This is a genomic window from Virgibacillus sp. 7505 (assembly GCF_002272135.1).
Classification (GTDB): Bacteria; Bacillota; Bacilli; order Bacillales; family Amphibacillaceae; genus Terribacillus.
Genome location: NZ_NPBF01000234.1, coordinates 1 through 252, shown reverse-complemented (window position 1 = coordinate 252; position 252 = coordinate 1). Strand labels below are relative to the sequence as shown.

Here is a 252-nt window from a genome sequence, read left to right as displayed (position 1 = left end):
TGTTGTAGAATATGTAAACGGTTTAGCACCTGGGGTGTTTGTCATTGTCAAAAGTGAATTGGAACCTGTAGATGAGGAACTGCGCTACTTGTTAAAAGTCAACGCTAACCATGGCCCGCATTACACGTTATACCGTCCGTACCATCTGGCAAGCCTAGAAACACCAATTACGATTGCGAAGGCAGTGCTTCATCATGATACGTCGATTCATCCCCTTGGCGCACCGGTTTCTGAAACCGTAGCAGTTGCAAA

At 46.0% G+C, this 252-nt stretch carries 1 pseudogene; it reads left to right on the top strand.

From position 1 onward, the window contains the following. Nucleotides 1-252: pseudogene (locus tag CHH91_RS18760) on the top strand (NAD(P)H-dependent oxidoreductase); the annotation flags it as partial.